Source organism: Nevskia sp. (assembly GCF_021732705.1).
In the GTDB taxonomy this organism is placed as follows: Bacteria; Pseudomonadota; Gammaproteobacteria; order Nevskiales; family Nevskiaceae; genus Nevskia.
The window spans coordinates 309,299-328,021 of sequence record NZ_JAKFUM010000011.1 but is presented as its reverse complement, the minus strand read 5'-3'; the positions used below and the strand labels follow the sequence as shown (position 1 = coordinate 328,021).

18 protein-coding genes are annotated in these 18,723 nt (G+C 67.2%); 12 read left to right on the top strand and 6 right to left on the bottom strand.

Going from position 1 to position 18,723, the window contains the following annotated elements:
• The first annotated feature begins 73 nt into the window (after positions 1–73).
• Positions 74–1,378, top strand: coding sequence for an amino acid permease (locus QZ951_RS15430; RefSeq protein ID WP_293002129.1), 1,305 nt, complete (start codon positions 74–76; stop codon positions 1,376–1,378).
• A 22-nt stretch (positions 1,379–1,400) separates the two neighbouring features.
• On the opposite strand, the gene QZ951_RS15425 is transcribed toward QZ951_RS15430, so the two are convergent.
• Positions 1,401–2,669, bottom strand: a complete 1,269-nt coding sequence (locus QZ951_RS15425; RefSeq protein ID WP_293002127.1) for an HlyC/CorC family transporter — start codon at positions 2,667–2,669, stop codon at positions 1,401–1,403.
• 106 nt (positions 2,670–2,775) lie between these two features.
• Positions 2,776–3,561, bottom strand: coding sequence for a cytochrome c biogenesis protein CcsA (gene ccsA, locus QZ951_RS15420; RefSeq protein ID WP_293002125.1), 786 nt, complete (start codon positions 3,559–3,561; stop codon positions 2,776–2,778).
• A 188-nt stretch (positions 3,562–3,749) separates the two neighbouring features.
• Here ccsA and QZ951_RS15415 point away from each other — a divergent pair, with 188 nt between their 5' ends.
• The 3 genes from QZ951_RS15415 (at position 3,750) to QZ951_RS15405 (ending at position 6,460) form a co-directional block, all read left to right on the top strand.
• Positions 3,750–4,514, top strand: a complete 765-nt coding sequence (locus tag QZ951_RS15415; RefSeq protein ID WP_293002123.1) for a 3',5'-cyclic-nucleotide phosphodiesterase — start codon at positions 3,750–3,752, stop codon at positions 4,512–4,514.
• Between the two features lie 85 nt (positions 4,515–4,599).
• A complete protein-coding gene (gene ffh / locus QZ951_RS15410; RefSeq protein WP_293002121.1) occupies positions 4,600–5,970 on the top strand; it encodes a signal recognition particle protein in 1,371 nt (456 codons plus the stop codon).
• Between the two features lie 4 nt (positions 5,971–5,974).
• Complete coding sequence (locus QZ951_RS15405; RefSeq protein WP_293002119.1) at positions 5,975–6,460, top strand: GNAT family N-acetyltransferase; 486 nt, start codon at positions 5,975–5,977, stop codon at positions 6,458–6,460.
• Here QZ951_RS15405 and QZ951_RS15400 read toward each other — a convergent pair.
• The 4 genes from QZ951_RS15400 to QZ951_RS15385 all read right to left on the bottom strand — a co-directional run bounded on the left by QZ951_RS15400 (position 6,457) and on the right by QZ951_RS15385 (position 11,090).
• Entirely contained in the window at positions 6,457–7,092 is a 636-nt protein-coding gene (locus tag QZ951_RS15400) for a nucleotidyltransferase family protein (protein WP_293002117.1), read from the bottom strand. The genes QZ951_RS15405 and QZ951_RS15400 overlap by 4 nt on opposite strands.
• Positions 7,089–8,195 (bottom strand): XdhC family protein, encoded by a 1,107-nt coding sequence (locus QZ951_RS15395; RefSeq protein WP_293002115.1) that lies wholly within the window; start codon positions 8,193–8,195, stop codon positions 7,089–7,091. Before QZ951_RS15395 ends, QZ951_RS15400 begins: the two co-directional genes overlap by 4 nt.
• A gap of 121 nt (positions 8,196–8,316) precedes the next feature.
• Positions 8,317–10,611, bottom strand: coding sequence for a xanthine dehydrogenase family protein molybdopterin-binding subunit (locus tag QZ951_RS15390; protein ID WP_293002113.1), 2,295 nt, complete (start codon positions 10,609–10,611; stop codon positions 8,317–8,319).
• A gap of 20 nt (positions 10,612–10,631) precedes the next feature.
• Positions 10,632–11,090, bottom strand: coding sequence for a (2Fe-2S)-binding protein (locus QZ951_RS15385; RefSeq protein WP_293002111.1), 459 nt, complete (start codon positions 11,088–11,090; stop codon positions 10,632–10,634).
• A gap of 345 nt (positions 11,091–11,435) precedes the next feature.
• On the opposite strand from QZ951_RS15385, the gene rpsP reads away from it, so the two are divergent.
• From rpsP to QZ951_RS15345, 8 genes are all read left to right on the top strand, one after another.
• Positions 11,436–11,690 carry a 30S ribosomal protein S16 gene (gene rpsP, locus QZ951_RS15380; RefSeq protein WP_293002109.1) on the top strand — a complete coding sequence of 85 codons (255 nt, stop codon included), beginning with the start codon at positions 11,436–11,438 and terminating at the stop codon, positions 11,688–11,690.
• A gap of 1 nt (position 11,691) precedes the next feature.
• Positions 11,692–12,228: a ribosome maturation factor RimM gene (rimM, locus tag QZ951_RS15375; protein ID WP_293002107.1), complete on the top strand. Its 537-nt coding sequence runs from the start codon at positions 11,692–11,694 to the stop codon at positions 12,226–12,228.
• Positions 12,229–12,246: 18 nt separating this feature from the next.
• Complete coding sequence (trmD, locus tag QZ951_RS15370) at positions 12,247–12,990, top strand: tRNA (guanosine(37)-N1)-methyltransferase TrmD (RefSeq protein WP_293002105.1); 744 nt, start codon at positions 12,247–12,249, stop codon at positions 12,988–12,990.
• Between the two features lie 39 nt (positions 12,991–13,029).
• Positions 13,030–13,380: a 50S ribosomal protein L19 gene (gene rplS / locus QZ951_RS15365; RefSeq protein ID WP_293002103.1), complete on the top strand. Its 351-nt coding sequence runs from the start codon at positions 13,030–13,032 to the stop codon at positions 13,378–13,380.
• 246 nt (positions 13,381–13,626) lie between these two features.
• Entirely contained in the window at positions 13,627–15,456 is a 1,830-nt protein-coding gene (gene glsA, locus QZ951_RS15360; protein WP_293002101.1) for a glutaminase A, read from the top strand.
• A 141-nt stretch (positions 15,457–15,597) separates the two neighbouring features.
• The gene (htpG, locus tag QZ951_RS15355) at positions 15,598–17,490 is read left to right on the top strand and encodes a molecular chaperone HtpG (protein ID WP_293002099.1); all 1,893 of its coding nucleotides are present in this window, start codon (positions 15,598–15,600) and stop codon (positions 17,488–17,490) included.
• Between the two features lie 273 nt (positions 17,491–17,763).
• Positions 17,764–18,135: a hypothetical protein gene (locus QZ951_RS15350; RefSeq protein WP_293002097.1), complete on the top strand. Its 372-nt coding sequence runs from the start codon at positions 17,764–17,766 to the stop codon at positions 18,133–18,135.
• A gap of 116 nt (positions 18,136–18,251) precedes the next feature.
• Positions 18,252–18,695 (top strand): hypothetical protein, encoded by a 444-nt coding sequence (locus QZ951_RS15345; protein ID WP_293002095.1) that lies wholly within the window; start codon positions 18,252–18,254, stop codon positions 18,693–18,695.
• Positions 18,696–18,723: the final 28 nt, after the last annotated feature.

Genomic DNA, 18,723 nt, shown 5'->3' with positions numbered 1-18,723 from the left:
GCGTGGCGCATGGTAAACCGGCAGCGCCGGCCCGGACCGGCCGCCTTCTCCATCGAATCACTCAGGGCCATCGATGATCCGCAACCGCAAGATCGGGCCGGTGCTGGCCACGGCACTGGTCGCCAGCAACATGGTCGGTTCCGGGCTGTTCCTGCTGCCGGCAACACTCGCCACCGTCGGCAGCATCACCGTGTTCGGCTGGCTGATCGCGACCGTCGGCGCGCTGCTGGTGGCCTCGACTCTGGCGCGGCTCGGTCAGGTGTCGCCGCAGGCGGGCGGGCCGTGCGCCTATGCCGATGAAGCGCTCGGCCGCTACATGGGCTTTCAGTCGACGACGATCTACTGGCTGTCGTGCTGGACCGGCAACATCGCCATCGCGGTCGCCGCGACCGGCTATCTGGCGAGCTTCTTCACCGCACTGATCGACCCGCTCACGGGCTCGCTGGCCACGGTGGCACTGATCTGGCTGCTGACCCTGATCAACATTTACGGCGCGCGGCTGGTCTGCAAGCTGGAATCGGTCGCCATCGTGCTCGGCCTGATTCCGATCGTGCTGGTCGCGACCCTCGGCTGGCGCTATTTCGACGGTGGGCTGTTCCTCGCCTCGTGGAACGTGCAGCAGTTGCCGGCCACGACAGTGATCCCGGAGTCGCTGGTGCTGGTGTTCTGGGCCTTTACCGGGCTCGAAAGTGCGTCGGTCGCCGCGAGCGTCATCGAGAACCCGCAGCGCAACGTGCCGATCGCCACCATCGCCGGCGTGCTGCTGGCAGCCGTGGTTTACATCGCCTCGACCACGGTGATCATGGGTCTGATTCCGGCACGCGAACTGGCGACGTCATCGGCCCCGTTCGCCGATGCCATTCGGCTGATGCTCGGGCCGGCGGCCGGTGCGCTGTTCGCAGTCATGGTGCTGATCAAGGCCATCGGCACGCTCGGTGGCTGGATCCTGCTGACCGCGCAGACTGGCAAGGCCGGGGCCGATCGGGGTCTGTTTCCGGCCGTGTTCGGGCAGGTGGATCGCCACGGCATCGCCGTGCCGAACCTGCTGATCATGGCGGTGATCATGACCGTCGTCGTGTTCGCCACCGCTTCGCCGACGCTCGGCCAGCAGTTCGGCAAGCTGATCGAGATCTCGGCGATCTTCTGCCTGCTGGTCTATGTCTACGCCGCACTCGCGGTCTGGCATTACGACCGCCAGGCGCAGCCGCCGCGCGGCTTCAATCGCCATCAGGTGGTCGCGGCGCTGGCGATCGTGTTCTGCCTGTGGGTGATCGTGAAATCCGGCGATGGGCTGCTGATCTGGTCCGGCTGCACGCTGGCCGTGACAGCGCTGCTGTATCCGTTGATTGCGAGGCGGGCGGTGCTGGCAAGCCCGTGATCGCCGCTGCTGCCGCTGGCGCTCAGCCGGTGGCCAGCTTCGCCGGCCGCACCCGGGCGCTCTTGATCGCGTTGGCGCGGATGTCGGTGATTTCGATCTGGTAATCGCCGATCACGAGCTTGCGGCCCGGCTTCGGCAGTTCCTGCAGCTGTTCCATCACGAGGCCATTCAGGGTCTTCGGGCCGCCGGTCGGCAGCTTCCAGCTCAACGAGCGATTGAGGCTGCGGATGGTGACCGAGCCGTGCACCAGCACGCTGCCATCGGCATCGAGATAGACGTTCTTGACGCGCGTTGCCGGGTCGGACGTGAACTCGCCGACCACCTCTTCGAGGATGTCTTCCAAGGTCACCAGCCCCTGGATGTCGCCGTACTCGTCGACCACGAAGCCGATGCGTCGCTTCTGGTCCTGGAAGTTCAGCAGCTGCTGGTTCAGCGGCGTGCCTTCGGGGATGTAGTACGGATCGCGCACCAGGGTCAGCAAGGTGTCGAGCGTCAGGTTGTCCTGCACGGTCAGGCGCAGCACCTTGCGCAGGTGGACGATGCCCTTCAGATCGTCGATCGAGCCGTCGAATACCGGCAGCCGGGTGTGGCTCGACGCGACGATGGTCTCTCGGATCTTTTCCCAGGGCTCGGAGATATCGATGCCGACGATCTCGTTGCGCGGCACCATGATGTCTTCCACCGTCGCCTTTTCCAGATCGAGGATCGACAGCAGCATGCGCTGGTGGCGCTCGGGAATCATCGCGCCGGCTTCGGCGACGACCGAGCGCAGCTCTTCGCTCGACAGGCTGTGCTCGGCGGCATCCTCGGAGCTGACGCCGAACAGCCGCAGCACGCCGTTCGACAGCAGGTTGACCACCCAGACGATCGGATAGACCACCCACTGCAGCACCGAATAAATGTAGGCCGACGGAATCGCGACCCGTTCCGGATGCAGCGCGCTGAGGGTCTTCGGCGCGATCTCGCCGAAGATCAGGATGAACACGGTCAGGATGCCGGTGGTCGCGGCGATCCACGCGTTGCCGTACAGCTCCAGCGTGATGATCGTGGCGATCGCGGTCGATGCGGAATGCACGGCGATGTTGCCGAGCAGGATCATGCCGATCAGCCGGTCCGGCCGTTCGAGCAGTTTTTCGGCCAGGCGGGCGCCGCGGTGCCCGGTGCTGGCGAGATGGCGCAGGCGGTAGCGGTTGAGCGCCATCAACGCCGTTTCCGATCCGGCGAAGAAGGCCGATAGCAGAATCAGGAAAACCAGCAGGAACAGCAGCGCCACTAGCGTTTTGTCGTCCAACTGGAAATCGGCCCCGTCACCTCGTTACCCGCATTAAAGCGGACGGGCCGGGTAGCCTGTCAAGCCGCCGCAACGGTGGGCGCGGCGACCGCGCCGGTGCCGGTCGTCAGTACCAGCTGCGGCCGAGCACCTGTTCCAGGATCAGCTTCGAGCCGAAATACGCCAGCACCAGCGCGACATAGCCGGACAGCGCCCAGCGAACGGCGGTGCGGCCACGCCAGCCATGACGCACGCGGCCCCACAGCAGCAGGCCGAAGATCAGCCACGCGAAGAAGCTCAGCACGGTCTTGTGCACCAGGTGCTGGGCGAACAGGTTGTGCACGAACAGCAGGCCGCTGACCAGGGTCATCGACAGCAGGAAGAAGCCGAAGAAGATCAGCTGGAACAGCAGCCGTTCCATCGTCTGCAGCGGCGGCAGGCGGCGCACCAGCATCATGTTGCCGGGCTTGCGCAGCATCCGGTCGAGGCTCAGCGTCGCCACGGCCTGGATCGAGGCGAGGGTCAGCAGCCCGGCACTGAGCAGCGAGAACACGATGTGCAGGCCGATGCGCCAGTCCGCCAGCGGAATCGGGTGGCCGTGATCGGTGAACACGGCCGGTGCCAGCACCCACAGCGCGGTGACCGGGTAGTGCACCGCGCCGATGGCGTGCAGCGGCTCGCGGAAGCAGAAGATCCACAGCATCAGCGACGACAGGAACGCCAGCATCGACAGCGATTCGGCGATGCCGATCACCAGATTGCCGCCGGACACCACCTGCTGGGACAGCGCCAGCCCATGCGCCAGCAGCGCCAGCGTCAGCACCAGCCGCTCGCGGTCGTACTGGGCGCGCAGGGCACGCCAGCCGGCAAAGGCGTAGAAGGCGCTGGCGATCAGGCTGAAGAGCAGGGACATGGGCACTCGCAAGGGACGCGCAAAGATAGCATCGCCCGGCCGCGCCGAAGGTCTCGCCGGCGCTGATGGCACCGCATCGACAGGCCGCGTTTCCGGCCGGCGTCCGGCTTGTGCTTGGGCGGTGCGGGCCCGGGAACACGGAAAGTTCGCGTGCTACATTCGGGCTTCGATCGTCTTCGCGCCTTTCGATGCAGATCAGGATCCTCGGTTGCAGTGGCGGCATCGGCCCGGGGCTGCGCACCACCAGCCTGCTGGTCGATGGTCACCTGCTGATCGATGCCGGTACCGGCGTCGGCGATCTCGACGCGCGGGCGCTCGCCGCGATCCGCACGGTGATGCTGACGCACAGCCACCTCGACCACGTCTGCGGCCTCGCGTTCATGGCCGACAACCTGTTCGGCGAGATCGACCACCCGCTGCAGGTTCACGCCATTCCGGAAACGCTTTCCGTGCTGCGCGAGCACATCTTCAACTGGAAGGTCTGGCCGGATTTCACGGCGCTGCCAAGCCCGGAGCAGCCACTGCTGGTGTTCAACCCGCTGGCGGCCGGGCAGTCGCTGACCATCGACGACCTGACGCTGACGCCGTTCCGGGTCTGCCACACGGTGCCGGCCATCGGTTACGCCGTGGCGACCGATGCCGGGCTGTTCGCCTTCAGCGGCGATACCTGCGCCGGCGACACGCTGTGGAACGCGCTGAACGCGCTGCCGCGACTCGATCACCTGATGATCGAGGTGGCATTTCCGAACCGCGACGGCGAGTTGGCCGAATTGGCGCGGCATTTCACCCCGGCCGTGCTGGGCGCCGAACTGGCGCGGTTGCGGCATCGCCCGATGCTTCACCTGACCCACGCCAAGCCCGGCGCCGAAGCCCGCATTGCCGATGAATGCGCGGCGGCGCTCTCGGGCTGGCGCTACCGCCATCTGAAGACCGGCGACAGCATCACGCTGTAGCGCCGCCGGCCGATTCGGGCCCGCGCGGCGGCGGCGCCGTCCGGCATAATCGCGCGGCCTCCAGACCCACCGGCGACCGCGCTCCATGTTCGAAAACCTAAGCTCCCGCCTGACCCGCACGCTCGACGTGCTGCGCGGTCAGGGCCGTCTGACCGAAGACCAGGTCAACACCGCCGCGCGCGAACTGCGCATGGCGCTGCTCGAAGCCGATGTCGCGCTGCCGGTCGTCCGTGATTTCATCGACAAGGTCAAGGCGCGCGCGGTCGGCACCGAAGTCACCGAAAGCCTGACGCCGGGCCAGTCGATGTTGCGCGTGGTGCAGCAGGAACTGACCGCCACACTCGGCGGCAGTGCCGAACCGCTGAACCTGCGCACGCAGCCGCCGGCCGTGATCCTGATGGCCGGCCTGCAGGGATCGGGCAAGACCACGTCGACCGGCAAGCTCGCGCTGCGGCTGCGCGAGGTCGAGAAGAAGAAGGTCATCGTCGTGTCCTGCGACGTCTACCGCCCGGCGGCGATCGAGCAGCTGCGCGTTGTCGCCGGCCAGGTCGGCGTCGACTTCTTCCCGTCGACCGGGGCCGACCAGCCGGTCGAGATCGCCAAGGCGGCGCTGGCGCACGCCAAGCTGCAGTTCGCCGATGTGCTGATCGTCGACACCGCCGGCCGTCTCGGCATCGACGAGGAAATGATGCAGGAAGTGGCCGCCCTCCACGGCGTGCTGAATCCGATCGAAACCCTGTTCGTCGTCGACTCGATGACCGGTCAGGATGCCGCGAACACCGCCAAGGCGTTTGCCGATCGCCTGCCGCTGACCGGCGTGATCCTGACCAAGACCGATGGCGACTCGCGCGGCGGCGCGGCGCTGTCGGTGCGCCATGTCACCGGCAAGCCGGTGAAGTTCATCGGCGTCGGCGAAAAGAGCGGCGCGCTCGAGGTGTTCCATCCGGACCGCATCGCGGCGCGCATCCTCGGCCAGGGCGACATGCTCGGCCTGATCGAGGAAGCCGCACGCAAGGTCGACAACGATGCCGCGATCAAGCTTGCGAACAAGATCAAGAACAAGAAGGGCTTCGATCTCGAAGACTTCCGCCAGCAGATGGCGCAGATGGAGCAAATGGGCGACATGGCCTCGATGCTCGAAAAGCTGCCGGGCGGGGCGAAGCTGCAGGCGCAGATGAAGAACGTGAAGCCGGAGAAGGAAATCAAGCGCGCGGTCGCGATCATCAACTCGATGACCAGGCAGGAACGCCGCTTTCCGGACCTGATCAAGGCCTCGCGCAAGAAGCGCATCGCCACCGGCGCCGGTGTCGAGGTGCAGGAAGTCAACAAGCTCATGCGTCAGTTCGACCAGACCAAGGAGATGATGAAGAAGCTCCAGGGCGGCGGCATGATGAAGATGATGCGCGCGCTGTCCGGGCGCATGCCGCCGGGCTTCGGCGGTCCGCCGGGGCGCTGAGCCCTTGGCAACGGTCGTCCGGGTTGCCGACTGCGACCCCGGCCACCCCGAAACCGCGGCCCTGATCGCGCGCAGCGATGCCTACATGAGCGCGCTGTACCCGGCCGAGAGCAATCACTTCGACGGTCTCGACACGCTGCGCCTGCCGAACGTGCGCTTCGTCGCCGCGTGGCTCGGCGAGCGCATCGTCGGCTGCGGCGCGGTGAAGCGCCTCGACGGGCCGCCGGCATATGGCGAGATCAAGCGCGTGTTCGTGGCCGAGGACTGCCGCGGGCAGGGCGTTTCGAAGCAGATCATGGCGGTGCTCGAACAAACCCTGGTCGAGGCCGGCGTGCATCTGGCGCGGCTGGAGACCGGCATTCACCAGCCCGAGGCGATCGGCCTGTATCGCGCGCTGGGCTATGCCGAACGCGAGCCGTTCGGTGCGTATCAGCCGGATCGCTTAAGCCTGTTCATGGAGAAGCGGCTGGTCGCAGGCACGTCGCCCTAGCGATTCGGCTGCACGATGCGCCGGTAGTCCGCTTCGGTATCGACGTCATCGAGCCCTTCCGGCAGCCACACCGTCCGGACAGTGGCGGCATGGGTCTTGAGCACGGCGCGCGCGCCTTCGTCGCCGTCGAGTGCGGCCAGTTCGGCAAAACACCGCGGCGGGAACAGGCATGGCGGGCCGCGCGTGCTGCCGTAGTCGGAGACGATGATCGCGTCCGGATGCGCGGCGGCGACATCCAGCAGCCGTCGCAAGGCTTCCGCGCCGACGCGCGGCTGATCGGCGAGGCACAGCAGGGCAGGGCGGTCGACGCCATCGGCGATCAGTGACGCGAAGCCGGCAGCGATCGATCGGCCCATGCCGCGTGCCCAGTCCGGGTTGTCGACGACTTGGACATCAATCCCGGCGAGGGCTTCGATCACGGCTTCGCGATGGGCGCCGACGATCACGCGCACGTCATCGGCGACGGCCAGCGCGGCGCGTGCGGCGTGCTGCACGAAGCGGCTGCCGTCCGGCAGCGTTTCGACTTGCTTGGCGCGGCCATAGCGGCGGGCGGCACCGGCGGCGAGCACGATCGCGACCGGCCGCCGCGCAGCGGGCAATGGCGCGCGCGGCGATGCCGGATCGCGGCTCACCGGTGGATCGGCCCGTCGGTGCGGCTCAGCGGCTGCGAGGCGCGGCCGCTGGTGACGGCGAGAATCTCGGCGGCGATCGCCAGTGCGATTTCCTCGGGCGTTTCGGTGCCGAGATCGAGGCCGGCGGGGGCGTGCAGCCGCTCGGCGTCGAGTCCCGATCCGGCGAACAATTGCGCCACGCGCTTGCGCGAACCGAGTGCGCCGAGGTACGCCAGCGGGGCGTCGGCGAGCGCCCGCAGGTAATCGATGTCGCGGCCGATGTTGTGGGTCATCACGACGGCGAAGCTGCGGCTGTCGAATTCGAGCCGGTCGCGGATCTGTTCCGGGCGGGCGGCGATGCGGCGAGCGGCGAGCGGCACTTCACCGGGCATCGCGCGATCGTCGCGGTCATCGACCAGAGTGAGGTCCCAGCCGAGGATCGTGGCGTAGCGCGCCAGCGCAAGAGCAGCTGAATTGCTGCCGACGATGGTCAGCGCGTACGGCGGAATCAGCGCTTCGAGCAGCACGTCGTACTGATTGCCGCCATGCTGGAACGGCTCGATGGTCGGCGACGACGGCGTGCGCTCCAGCGCGAGATCGGCGAGGACGCCGCTGATCAGACCGGCGCCGAAGTCGTTGACCAGGATGCGGCCTTCGTCGATCAGCATCCGGCGCGGTTTCGGCAGCATCACGGCGCCGTCGCGACGGAAGACGGTGGCCAGCACGCCGCTGCGACGGGCGGCGAGCGTGCTCGACGCCGCTTCGATGAACGCGATGTCGCGCGGCTGCACCAGCGGTTCGATCAGCACTTCCAGCTCGCCGCCGCAGCCGAGTTCGAGCAGCGCGTCGAGGCCGGATTCGCGGTCGTAGCGGACGATCCGCGCGTCGCCGGCCGCGATCACGTCCTTCGCGCGGCTGATGATGTCGGCCTCCGGGCAGCCACCGGACAGACCGCGCACCACGGTGCCGTCGCCGCAGACCAGCATCCGGGCGCCGGCGCGGCGGAAGGTCGAGCCGCGGGTCTGGGTCAGGGTCGCCAGTGCGCCGCCGCCGTTGGCGAAACCGCTGGCGGCCAGCGCGCGCAGGCCCGCGAGCAGGGTTCCGAACTCTTGCGGGGTGTTCACGGATCGCGGGTGGGATTTTGCTTGGAAATCAGGATCATGCGGCGGAATTCGATGAAGCCTGCAACGCCGAAAGCCCGGAGCCGGCGATGAGGCCGACTCCGGGCTTTCGAGGGCGTGCGCGTCAGGCGCTCAGCTGATCGCCGAACGGCAGCTTGCGGATGCGCTTGCCGGTGGCCGCGGCCACGGCGTTCGCGACGGCCGGACCGATCGGCGGCGTACCCGGCTCGCCGACGCCGGTCGGCGGCTCGGCCGACGCCACAAGATGCACGTCGATCTTCGGCATCTCGGTCAGCCGCAACGGCGGGTAGCTGTCGAAATTGCCCTGCACCGGGCGGCCCTTTTCGAAGGTGATCTCGGAATGCAGGATCGCGGCGAGGCCGAAGCCGATGCCGCCCTCCATCTGCGCCTTGATCACGTCCGGATTGATCGCCAGCCCGCAGTCGACGGCGCAGACCACGCGGTCGACGGTCAGCGTGCCGTCGGCATCGATCGACACTTCGGCGACTTCCGCGACGTAGGTATTGAACGACTCGTGCACGGCGATGCCGCGGCCGCGCTTTTTGCCGGCGACGGCCGGCAGCGGCGTGCCCCAGCCGGACTTCTCGGCGACCAGATTCAGCACGCCGAGGTGGCGCGGATGCTTCTCGAGCAGGCCGCGCCGGAACGCGACCGGATCCTGGCCGGCGGTCTGCGCCAGTTCGTCGATCATCGTTTCCATCACGTACGCGGTGTGCGTGTGGCCGACCGAGCGCCACCACAGCACCGGCATCGAATACTCGATGGTATGCAGTTCGACCTGCAGGTTCGGGATGTCGTAGCGGGTATCGGCCGAGCCTTCGACCGAGGTGCCATCGACGCCGTCCTTGACCATGAACGCCTCGAACGGCGTGCCCTTGGCGATCGACTGACCGACCGTGCGCTGCTGCCAGCCGGTCAACTTGCCGCCGGCATCGAGACCGGCGCGCACGCTGTGGAACATGGCCGGGCGGTAATAGCCGCCGCGCATGTCGTCTTCGCGGGTCCAGACCATCTTGATCGGCGCCTTCACGCCCTGCGTTGCCGCGGCCTTGGCGATCTGCGCGGCTTCCAGCACGTAGTCGGACTTCGAACTGGCGCGGCGGCCGAAGCTGCCGCCGGCGTACATCTGCTTGATCCGGACCTGCTCCGGCTTGATGCCGAGCAGCGCCGCCACCGAACCCTGATCCGGCGTGTGCATCTGCTCGCCGTTGACGATGTCGCAGCCGCTGTCGCTGATCGTGACGATGCAGTTCAGCGGCTCCATCGGTGCGTGGGCGAGGTACGGGAACTCGTACTCGGCGACAACCTGCTTCGCCGGTTCCTTGAGCGCGGCGGCGACATCGCCGCGCTTGATCGCGACCGCGCCCGGCTTGGCTGCCAGTTCCTTGAATTCCTTGAGGATATCGGCGGAGCTGAGCTGGAAGGCCTTGCTCTCGTCCCACTCCAGCACCAGCGCGTCCCGGCCCTGCTTGGCGACCCAGGTGTTCTTCGCCAGCACCGCGACACCGGCGCGGAAGATGCCGTTGTACGACTCGAACGGGATAACAGCGGTCACGCCGGCGATGGCCTTGGCCTTGCTGTCGTCGACCTTCTTCAAGGTGGCGCCGAAGCTCGGCGCATGCGCGACGACGGCGACCAGCTGGCCATCGAGCTTCACGTCCTGCGTGAACATCGCGGTGCCGTCGGTCTTGGCCTTCGAATCCTTGCGCGGCGTGCCGAGCGTGCCGATCAGCACGAAATCCTTCGGATCCTTGAGCTTGACCGCCGTCGGCGACGGTACCGGCTGCTTCGCCGCGGCCTCGGCCAGTTGGCCGAAGGTGGCGGTCTTGCCCGATGCGGCATGGCTGACCACGCCCTTCGACACGGTGATCTCGCCGGCCGGCACCTGCCATTCGGCCGCCGCGGCGCCGACCAGCATCGAGCGGATCGCGGCGCCGGCGCGGCGCATCTGGTCATGCGAGTTCGCCATCGCGGTCGAGCCGCCGGTGACCTGCACGCCCATCAGCGTGTTCGCGTACTTCGAATTGTCGGCCGGCGCGGCCTCGACCGTGACCTGCGACCAGTCGGCGTCCAGCTCTTCGGCCGCCAGGGTGGCGAGGCCGGTGAAGGTGCCCTGGCCCATTTCGAGGTGCTTCGAGATCACCGTCACCTGATTGTCGGTGCCGATGCGGATGAACGCCGTCGGTTCGATGGGCGGCGGCGCCGCAGCCGGGGCGGGTGTCGGCGCAGGGGCCGGCGCCGCGTCCTTCGACGAGCAGCCGGCGACGCCGCCGAGGAACACGCCGACGACGAGACCGCCGCTACCCTGCAGGAAGCCGCGCCGGCTCAGGTTGACCAGCGGCTCGGACGGCGCCGACGGAGCCGGACCGTTGCCGGCGATGCGATTGAGGATGCCCATGTCAGTTCTCCGGATGCGGTTCAGGCCAGCGACGCGGCGGCGTCGTGGATCGCCGCGCGGATGCGGGCGTAGGTCGCACAGCGGCAGACGTTGCCGTTCATCGCGGTGTCGATGTCGGCATCGCTCGGCTTCTTGTTCTTCTTCAGCAGCGCCACGGCCGACATGATCTGCCCGGACTGGCAGTAGCCGCACTGCACCACGTCGAGCTTGCGCCACGACGCCTGCACGGCCGCGCCGACCTTGTCGGACGCCGCGCCCTCGATCGTGGTGATCGATTTGCCGGCGGCGACCGACACCGGTGTCACGCAGGAGCGGATCGGCTGGCCGTCGAGATGCACGGTGCAGGCACCGCACTGGGCCACGCCGCAGCCGAACTTGGTGCCGGTCATGCCGACTTCGTCGCGGATGAACCACAGCAGCGGCATGTTGGGGTCGCCGTCGTGGTGCTGCTTGACGCCGTTGATCGTCAGATCGGTCATGGCTGGAACTCTCGAGGAAAGGTGTCGATGCAAAATGATAGGCGGCGGGCGGCGCACGAAGGTGACGGCCGCGTGACCGGGGACGAATCGCTTCGACGCCCGTCAGGCGTGCTGCGGCTGGCCGATTCCATCAATAGGGAGTGTACCCGGCAGGAATCAAGCCAGAAGTCGCTCGAAAGGAGGAGATCGGTCTCGAAGCGGCAGCCGGATGCCGGCAATCGCCGGAACAGGACGGGGCGGGTGCGACCATCGGGCGAACGCGGGGTGGCAATCCGGGGCACTGCGCATTATCATTCCGCGCTTTCGCGTTCCCAGCGTCAGTATTTCCCGAGAGTTCAAAAGATCATGATGAAGATTCGTCTGGCCCGCGGTGGCGCCAAGAAGCGTCCGTTCTATCACGTCGTGGCGACCGACAGCCGTTCGTCGCGCGACGGCAAGTTCGTCGAGCGCCTGGGCTACTACAACCCGAATGCCCGCGGTCAGGAGCAGAAGCTGGTGGTCGACGCCGCCCGCATCGCCTACTGGCAGCAGAACGGCGCCCAGATCTCGGAGCGCGTGGCGTTCCTGGTCAAGGGCGTGACGGCGCCGGCCGCCGTCTGAAGTGACGGCAGCCCAACGCCGGGTGACGCTCGGTCGCGTCGCCGGCGTTTTCGGCATCAAGGGCTGGGTCAAGATCGTTTCGAACACCCGCCCGGCCGACAACCTCCTGAAGTATCCGCAGTGGTGGCTCGGTGCCGAAGACGGCTACCTCGCCACGCTGGTCGATGCCAAGGCGCAGGTCAACGGCATCATCGCCCAGGTCACCGGTCGCGATGGCCAGCCGATCGCTGATCGCGACATCGCGGCTCGTCTGGTCGGGCGGGACATCGCGGTCGATCGGTCGGAACTGCCGCCGGCTCCGGCCGGCAGCTACTACTGGGCCGACCTGCTGGGTTGCGTCGTCACCTCGAAAGAGGACGAGGCGCTCGGCACGGTCACCGCGATGATGGAAAACGGCGTGCAGGACGTGCTGGTGCTGACCGACGGTGAAGGCGAAGCTGCGAAGGAGCGCCTGATTCCGTTCGTGCAGGGGCCGATCATCGTCTCGGTCGACATCGACGCGAAACGGATCGTTGCTGACTGGTCGCCGGATTACTGATCCGATGGCCGGGTGGTCGTGAAGATAGAAGTCCTGACCCTGTTCCCGGAGTTCGTGGAGCAGGTGGTCAAGGTCGGCATTCCGCGCAAGGCGGTGGAGGTCGGCGCGCTGAGCCTCTCGGCGCGCGATATCCGCAACTACAGCGACGGAGCGGATCGCCGGGTCGATGACCGTCCTTACGGCGGCGGTCCGGGGATGGTGATGGAACCGGGGCCTCTGGCCGATGCGATCGCCGCCGCGAAAACGGCGATCGGCAACGCCAAGGTCGTCGCGCTGAGCCCGCAGGGCTTGCCGATGACGCAGGCGCTGGTGAAGCAGTTGGCCGTGGAACCGGCGCTGGTACTGGTTTGCGGACGCTACGAAGGTCTCGACGAGCGGGTCACGCCGCTGATCGATTTCGAAGTGTCGCTGGGAGATTTCGTGCTGTCGGGCGGGGAGCTCGCCGCGATGGCACTGGTGGACGCGGTGTCGCGCTGGTTGCCGGGCGTGCTGGGGCATGAAGGGTCTGCGGAAGCGGATTCGTTCAGCGCCGGCCTGCTCGACCATCCGCACTACACGCGGCCGCCGTCGTGGCGCGGTGAAGCGGTGCCGGACGTGCTGCTGTCCGGGGATCATGCGAAAATCGCGCGATGGCGTTTGAAACAGGCGTTAGGGGCCACGTTCCTGAAGCGGCCTGATCTGCTGGAAGAGCTGGAATTGAGTCGTCCCCATGCCGAGTTGCTCAAGGAATTCCTCCACGAGCGCTCCGGCGAGAAAAACTAGGCGTCGAAATGACGTCGTCTTTGAACGAGGTGTAGTGACATGAGCAAGATCATTCAGCAGCTGGATGCGGAAACGATGGCCGGCAAGGTCGTCCCGGATTTCCGTCCCGGCGATACCGTCGAAGTGAAGGTCAAGGTCAAGGAAGGCGACCGCGAGCGTCTGCAGGCCTATGAAGGCGTGGTCATCGCCAAGCGTTCGCGCGGCGTCAACTCCGCGTTCACCGTGCGCAAGATCAGCCACGGCGAAGGTGTGGAGCGCGTGTTCCAGACGTACAGCCCGCAGGTCGCGGAAATCGTGATCAAGCGCCGCGGCGAAGTCGCCCGCGCCAAGCTTTACTACCTCCGCGGCCGTCAGGGCAAGGCGGCGCGCATCAAGGAAAAGCTGGGCTGAGGCAGTCGATCGGCGCGCCCTGCGCGCCATCGCCCGGCACGAGCCGGCATCGGAAACGATGCCGGCTTTTTTTTCGTGGTCGCCGGATCGCGGCGCAGCCGCTCAAGGCGTACGGCTCGCGAGAACCGCATCGCAGAACGACTGCACGCTGACGGTCGCAGACGCTTGATCGGCATGGCTATTGCTCCCAGGGCGGCTGCCATGGACGGCGAACGATCCCCCTGTTCGCAGCCGAGACCTTGCCGAATGCCGTCCCCGATTGCCGACTATCTCTCCCGGTTGCATGCCGACCTGTCGTCGCTCGATGCCGGCGCGCTGGCTGACTACATCCCGGAACTGGCGAAGGCCGAGCGCTCGGATTTCGGCATCTGCATCGTCACCCTGGATGGCATCGCCTACTCGGCCGGCGACGCCGACAAGCGCTTCACGATCCAGTCGATCTCCAAGCCGTTCGTCTACGCCGCGGCACTGGCGGATCGCGGGCAGGCTTTCGTCTCCGGCAAGGTCGGGGTCGAGCCCAGCGGCGATGCCTTCAACTCGATCAGTCTCGATCCGAAAACAGGTGCGCCGAAGAACCCGATGATCAATGCCGGTGCAATCGCGAGCACCAGTCTGGTGCGAGGCGACACCGCGGACAGCCAGTGGCAGCGGATCCGTGCCGCGATGGCGGCGTTCATCGGTCGCGAGGTCGAGATCGAAGAGTCGATCTACCGCTCGGAAAGCGAGACCGGTCATCGCAATCGCGCAATCGCGTGGATGCTGAAGAACTTCGGGATCATCGATCACGACGATCCGATGGCGCCGCTCGAAAACTACTTCCGGCAGTGCTCGATTCTCGTCGACTGCCGCGATCTGGCAATGATGGCGGTGACGCTGGCCAACCGCGGCGTCAATCCGGTGACTGGCCAGCGGGCGCTGCCGGCCGAACTGACCGCGCCGGTGCTGTCGGTGATGGCGACCTGCGGCATGTACGACTACGCGGGCAGCTGGCTGTACGAGGTCGGCATGCCGGCCAAGAGCGGCGTCGGCGGCGGCATCATCGCCGTGCTTCCGGGCCGCTTCGGCATCGGCATCTATTCGCCGCTGCTCGATGCCAAGGGCAACAGCGTGCGCGGCATCGAGGTCTGCAAGCGCCTGTCGCAGGACCTGCAGCTCAACGTGTTCAGCCACAGCAGCCAGCCGAGCATGGCGCTGAGCCGCGTCTACACGGCAGCCGAGGTGCCGTCGAAACGGCATTACCCGGCGGCATTGCGTGCCCGGATCGATCCTCGCGCCTCGCGCATCAAGTACTACACGCTGCACGGCCCCCTCGCCGCCGACGGCGCGGAGTTCATCACCCGCCGGATGCTGGCGCTGGCCGATGACAGCGACTGCTGCATCCTCGACCTGCACCAGGTCACGCAGATCACCGACAGCGCCGCGCGCCTGTTCGGGCACACGCACGCGCAGCTCGCCGCGCGCGGCATCGCGGTGGTGTACTCGCGCCTGCACGGGCGGGAAAGCCTGCGCGCGGCGCTGCGTCGCGGCATGCGGGCGGTGGACGGGCCGCACGGCTTCCTGTCGTTCGAGGACAACGATCTGGCGGTGCAGTGGTGCGAACGCCGGCTGATCGAGGCCGACGGCGATGTCGGCGCCGAGATGTCGTTCGCCGAGGCTCCGCTGTTCCGCGGCCTGTCGGCGGCGCTGCTGGCGCAGGTCGAGGCGATGAGCTGGACCGAGCACTTCGCCAAGGGCGACCTGATCCTGACCGCCGGGCAGCAGAACGACCGCCGGATCTTCGCGATCGAAAGCGGCTTCGTCAGCATCCTGCTGCCGCTGATGAACGGCGATCACCATCGCATCGAATCGATGGGGCCGGGCAGCAACTTCGGCGAGCTGATCCTGCTCGGCGCCACCGCGCGCAGCGCCTCGGCCAGCGCCGACAGCGACGTCCGGCTGCGGGTGCTCGATGCCGACGACGTCCATCGCCTGTCCGCCACGCACCCGGAACTGAAGATCGCGCTGCTCGAGAATCTGGCGCGCGATGTCACCTACAAGCTGCGCCGCACCAACCAGTCGATCACCGCGCTGGGCTGACGCGGCAGCACGCTCCGGTCTTGATTCGTGCCATGCCCGCCCGCCGCAGACGGGTCGGCGACCCGGCGCGGCTCTTGAAAAGCGCGCGGCCTGAGCCCAACAACACGGCGTCCGCATCTTCTGCAACCGGAGCGCCCCACGATGACGACTGATACCGCCACGCCGCAACAGCATGAGTTCCAGACCGAGACCCGTCAGCTGCTGAAGCTGATGATCCACTCGCTGTACTCGAACAAGGAAATCTTCCTGCGCGAACTGGTCTCGAACGCTTCGGACGCCGCCGACAAGCTGCGTTTCCTCAGCATCCAGAACCCCGGGCTGCTCGATGGCGATGCCGATCTGGCGGTGGATCTCGTCGTCGACAGCGCCGCCGGCACCCTGACCATCCGCGACAACGGCATCGGCATGAGCCGCCAGGACATGGTCGACAACCTCGGCACGATTGCCCGCTCCGGCACCAAGGCGTTCATGGAGCAGCTGTCGGCGGACGCGAAGAAGGATGCGCAGCTGATCGGCCAGTTCGGCGTCGGCTTCTACTCGGCGTTCATCGTCGCCGACCGCGTGACGGTGACCTCGCGCAAGGCCGGCGAGACCGAGGCCCACGTCTGGGAATCGACCGGCGAGGGCAGCTACTCGCTGGAGCCGGCGGACAAGGCCAGCCGCGGCACCGACGTCACGCTGCACCTGCGCGAGGACGAAAAGGAATTCCTTGAAGAGCACCGCCTGCGCCATCTGGTGCGGAAGTATTCCGATCACATCGGCCTGCCGGTGCGGCTGAAGATCGGCGACAAGGACAGCGAAACGCTGAACAAGGCCGCCGCACTGTGGACGCGCCCGAAGGCCGAGCTGACCGACGACGACTACACCGGCTTCTACACGCACCTGTCGCATGACCCGGCCAAGCCGCTGACCTGGGCCCACCAGCGAGTCGAAGGCAACCTCAGCTACATCTCGCTGCTGTACATCCCGAGCGTCGCGCCGTTCGATCTGTGGGACCGCGACAAGTCGCGCGGCCTGCAGCTGTACGTCAAGCGCGTGTTCATCATGGACCACGGCGCCGAACTGCTGCCGGCCTACCTGCGCTTCGTGCGCGGCCTGGTCGATTCCGACGACCTGCCGCTGAACGTCTCGCGCGAGCTGCTGCAGGGCAATCGCAATGTCGAGAAGCTGAAGGCCGCGCTGACCAAGCGCGTGCTCGACCTGCTCGACGACATGGCCAAGAACAAGCCGGAGGACTACGGCAAGTTCTACGACGTGTTCGGCGCGGTGCTGAAGGAAGGTCTGGTCGAAGACACCGTCAATCGCGAGCGCATCGCCAAGCTGTGCCGCTTCGAATCGACGGCCAGCACCGATGGCAGCCGCGTGTCGCTGACCGATTATGTTGCCCGGATGCCGGAAGGCCAGTCCAAGATCTACTACGTCACCGCGGACACGCCGGCTGCGGCGCGTGCCGTGCCGCATGTCGAAGGCTTCCGCAAGAAGGGCTGGGAAGTGCTGCTGCTGACCGACCGGATCGACGAATGGGTGGTCATGCACCTGCCGGAGTTCGACGGCAAGGCGCTGGAATCCTGCGCCACCGGCGGGGCTGATCTGGATTCGGCGATCGCCACACCCGAGAAGGAAAAGATCGAGACCGAATTCGCGCCGCTGCTGGCACGGATCGGCACCGCGCTCGGTGCGAAGATCGAATCGGCGAAGGTGTCGTCGCGGCTGGTCGAATCGCCGGCCTGTCTGGTGGCGCCGGACTACGGCATGAGCCGCCGCCTCGAAAAGATCCTGAAGCAGGCCGGGCAGGCCGCGCCGGCGCTGCCGCCGGTGCTCGAGATCAACCCGGACCATCCGTTCGTCACGCGCCTGCAGAACGCGACCGACGACGCCGAGTTCGGCGATCTGGCCGCGATCCTGTACGACCAGTCGGTGCTGGCCGAAGGCGGGCAGCTGGAAGACCCGGCGGCGTTCGTGCGCCGCCTGAACGCGCTGATCCTGTCCGGCGCCAAGCCGGCAGGCGAGGCGAGTCGGATTATCGTCAGCTGAGTCGATGTCGCGGCGCCGGTGCCGGATCGACCGGCATCAGCGCCCCGGCGGCGTCGGAATCCGATCACGATCCGCGACTCGACGGACGCCGGGCGCGGCTGACGCATCGCGCAAAACGGCTGATTCATCAGGGATTTGATGAATGGGAGGCGCCGCCCGAGACCGCTGCTGCCGGCCCCGCCGTCGCGGGAACGGAACTTGTAAGGCGCCACCCCGGAGCAACACAGGAGGTGGGCCATGTTCCGGATGCCGTGGTCACGACAAGCGCTCACGATGATCGTCAGCCCAGCCGGACGTCAGCGGGTTCGCGCGATCCGCGCACGACAGACGCAGGTCAGGCGCTGGTCCGAAGGCGGGCTGGTCGCGCTCAGCGTGCTGGTGATGGTTGCCCTGTTCGCCATCATGGCCAAGCGTCACGGCGTGCTGGATTCGTCGCGCTCGATGGCGCAGGCGTTCGATGTGCTGAACGAGAACATCCTGTCGGGCACGCGGCTCGACGGCAGCCGCGGCAACCGGGCCTACGGCGCCTGTGGCGACCTCTGCGACGCCCAGGGCGCTTGCCGGTTCGTCGTGCTGACGGACGGCGTGCACAACCGCCAGCAGGTCTCGCGGGACTATCTGAACGCGGCGCAGCCCTGCCACTGAGACCCGCTGCGCGCTGTTGCATCGGAAAAGGTGACGGGCGGCAGCCGGGGCAAGGCCGGTTCGGCTATCCTCGATCCGGGTCGGCAGGGCAGCGACCCGACCATCGGAGCACACGGATGTCCCGTTCGATTTCACTGGCAGCCGCGGCGCTGCTGGCCAGCGTCAGCACCGCGTCGTGGGCCGGCCCGTTCGCCGACGATCTGTCGAAATGCATGATCACCGCGACGACGCCGGCCGACCGTGCCGCCCTGGTGCGCTGGATGTTCACGGCCGGCGCGGCCCATCCGGACCTCGCGTCGATCGTCAAGGTCACCGCCGAGCAGGTCGAGGCTTCGAACAAGGCAGTAGGCGAACTGACGATGAAGCTGGTCACCGAAGCCTGCCGCGAGCAGGCGAAGAAGGCGATCCAGCTCGAAGGCCCGAACACCTTCCAGACCGCCTTCCAGGCGCTGGGACAGGTGGCCGGCACCGAGCTCTACAGCAACCCGGGTGTCACCGCCGCAATGTCGGGACTGCAGAAGTACATCGATCCGGTCAACCTGCAGGAACTGGCGAAGTAAGCGCCGACCTCGCGCGCCTTGCCAACGC

What these genes read in the sequence shown, in the direction of transcription:
- QZ951_RS15385 (WP_293002111.1), bottom strand. Translation starts at nt 11,090, where the DNA reads ATGACCGATCTGACGATCAACGGCGTCAAGCAGCACCACGACGGCGAC.
- QZ951_RS15415 (WP_293002123.1), top strand. Translation starts at nt 3,750, where the DNA reads ATGCAGATCAGGATCCTCGGTTGCAGTGGCGGCATCGGCCCGGGGCTG.
- QZ951_RS15430 (WP_293002129.1), top strand. Translation starts at nt 74, where the DNA reads ATGATCCGCAACCGCAAGATCGGGCCGGTGCTGGCCACGGCACTGGTC.
- glsA (WP_293002101.1), top strand. Translation starts at nt 13,627, where the DNA reads ATGCCGTCCCCGATTGCCGACTATCTCTCCCGGTTGCATGCCGACCTG.
- rpsP (WP_293002109.1), top strand. Translation starts at nt 11,436, where the DNA reads ATGATGAAGATTCGTCTGGCCCGCGGTGGCGCCAAGAAGCGTCCGTTC.
- ffh (WP_293002121.1), top strand. Translation starts at nt 4,600, where the DNA reads ATGTTCGAAAACCTAAGCTCCCGCCTGACCCGCACGCTCGACGTGCTG.
- QZ951_RS15390 (WP_293002113.1), bottom strand. Translation starts at nt 10,611, where the DNA reads ATGGGCATCCTCAATCGCATCGCCGGCAACGGTCCGGCTCCGTCGGCG.
- QZ951_RS15345 (WP_293002095.1), top strand. Translation starts at nt 18,252, where the DNA reads ATGTCCCGTTCGATTTCACTGGCAGCCGCGGCGCTGCTGGCCAGCGTC.
- rplS (WP_293002103.1), top strand. Translation starts at nt 13,030, where the DNA reads ATGAGCAAGATCATTCAGCAGCTGGATGCGGAAACGATGGCCGGCAAG.
- htpG (WP_293002099.1), top strand. Translation starts at nt 15,598, where the DNA reads ATGACGACTGATACCGCCACGCCGCAACAGCATGAGTTCCAGACCGAG.
- QZ951_RS15350 (WP_293002097.1), top strand. Translation starts at nt 17,764, where the DNA reads ATGATCGTCAGCCCAGCCGGACGTCAGCGGGTTCGCGCGATCCGCGCA.
- ccsA (WP_293002125.1), bottom strand. Translation starts at nt 3,561, where the DNA reads ATGTCCCTGCTCTTCAGCCTGATCGCCAGCGCCTTCTACGCCTTTGCC.